The sequence below is a fragment of the Caldisalinibacter kiritimatiensis genome, assembly GCF_000387765.1.
In the GTDB taxonomy this organism is placed as follows: domain Bacteria; phylum Bacillota; class Clostridia; order Tissierellales; family Caldisalinibacteraceae; genus Caldisalinibacter; species Caldisalinibacter kiritimatiensis.
In genome coordinates this window covers 1-2,042 of record NZ_ARZA01000231.1, presented here as the reverse complement: position 1 = coordinate 2,042, position 2,042 = coordinate 1, and the positions used below count along the sequence as shown (strand labels likewise).

2 protein-coding genes are annotated in these 2,042 nt (G+C 34.1%); both read right to left on the bottom strand.

Going from position 1 to position 2,042, the window contains the following annotated elements; genetic code table 11:
- Positions 1-112 precede the first annotated feature (112 nt).
- Positions 113-1,138, bottom strand: coding sequence for a sugar kinase (locus tag L21TH_RS10325; protein WP_006315539.1), 1,026 nt, complete (start codon positions 1,136-1,138; stop codon positions 113-115).
- A gap of 14 nt (positions 1,139-1,152) precedes the next feature.
- Positions 1,153-1,803: a bifunctional 4-hydroxy-2-oxoglutarate aldolase/2-dehydro-3-deoxy-phosphogluconate aldolase gene (locus L21TH_RS10320; protein ID WP_006315538.1), complete on the bottom strand. Its 651-nt coding sequence runs from the start codon at positions 1,801-1,803 to the stop codon at positions 1,153-1,155.
- Positions 1,804-2,042 lie beyond the last annotated feature (239 nt).

Below are 2,042 nucleotides of genomic sequence, written 5' to 3'. Positions count from 1 at the left end.
ACCAGCCCCTGCATCGGACTTTCACCGACAAGCAAGCGCCCATGCTGGGCGCACTAAAAACAGAAAGAGAGTGTTAAAAAACACTCTCTTTCTGTATACTTTCCATTAATATCTACCTTTGTACTCTTCCAGAACTATCTCCATTCACAAGAGTCATAACTTCATCTACGCTTACTAAGTTAAAGTCTCCAGGTATAGTATGCTTTAAAGCAGATGCTGCAACAGCAAATTCTAAAGCTTCTTTGAAATTCTTACCAGTAACTAATGAGTAAATCAATCCACCAGCAAAGGAATCTCCTCCTCCTACCCTATCTACAATTCTAATATCATACTTCCTTGACCGATAAAACTCATTACCATCATATATTAAAGCAGACCAACCGTTATCTGATGCAGAATAACTTTCTCTTAATGTTGTTACTATGTATTTAAACCCAAATTTATCTTTCATTTGCTTAAATATATCCTTATAACCTGATAACTCTAGCTTTCCTTTAGTGACATCAGTTTTTCCAGGTTTAAACCCTAAAGTTTTTTCTGCATCCTCTTCATTCCCTATACATATATCAACATATTGCATCAACCTAGTCATAACTTTTTTTGCCTTTTCTGGTGTCCATAGTTTTTTTCTATAGTTTAAATCAACACTTACAATAACCCCATGTTTTTTAGCTACTTTCAAGGCCTCTTCTGTTAGCTCAGCTGACTTGTCACTTAAAGCTGGAGTAATTCCTGAAAAATGGAACCAATCAGCTCCCATAAATATCTCATCAAAATCAAAATCTTTAATATCAGCTTCTGCAATAGAGGAATGAGCTCTATCATATACAACTTTTGAAGATCTCATAGATGCTCCAGTTTCTAAAAAATATATCCCTATTCTTTCTCCTCCTCTTGCTATAAAGTCAGTATTTACACCAAATTTTCTTAGATAATTAACAGCAGCCTGCCCTATTGGATTGTTCGGAAGTTTAGTTACAAAATAGGCATCTAGCCCAAAGTTAGCTAAAGAAACAGCAACATTAGCTTCTCCTCCACCGTAAACCACATCAAAAGAGTCTGCCTGTAAAAATCTTTTATATCCTGGAGTAGATAATCTTAACATTATCTCTCCCATGGTAATTATTTTTTTTGTCATTTATACCCCTCCTATTAATTAGATTTTCTTGCTTTTTTTATTTTTTCAATAAACTTCTTCGCTGTCTTCGTTATTTCTTCATAATTACCACTCTTGGCTCCCTTAGTAAGATCTCCCCCTACTCCAACAGCAATACAACCATTCTTTATCCATTGTTCAACGTTTTCTAAGCTAACACCACCAGTTGGCATAAGTGCAATTTGAGGTAATGGTCCTTTTATTGCTTTAATTATGCTTGGTCCATAGACACTACCAGGAAATACTTTTATTATATCAACACCTGCCTCTATAGCTTCAATAATTTCAGTAATAGTCATACATCCTGGCATGTAAGGGATCTGATATCTATTACACAATTTAGCTGTCTTCAAATCAAAAGACGGGCTTACAATATATTGAGCACCTGATAGTATTGCTATTCTAGCAGTTTCACTATCAAGAACTGTCCCTGCACCTACGATAAGCTCTTTACTAGTAAATTTATCTCTTAATGTTGAGATAACTCTGTCTGCACCTGGAACTGTAAAAGTAATCTCTATAGCAGGTATACCCCCATTAATACATGCTTTTGCTACCATCTCTGCCTTTTCTGAATTTTCAGCACGCACAACAGCTATAATGCCAATATCCACTATTCTTTTTAATATTTCATACTTTTTAATCAATTTAATCCCCCTTTATGTTTCGTATTGTGAATTCTAGTTTCATTATACGAAATAAAGTTTCATAAATCAAAACTCTTATTGTTTATATTATAAAATGTTAGTTGATTATTATAATTTATATTTGTTTATCTCCAAATATTTCACTATTTCTGCTATTTAATATGCAATCTATTTAACACAATCGAGTAGGAGGTAGATAATTATTTTATCTACCGACCTCTCACACCACCGTACGTACC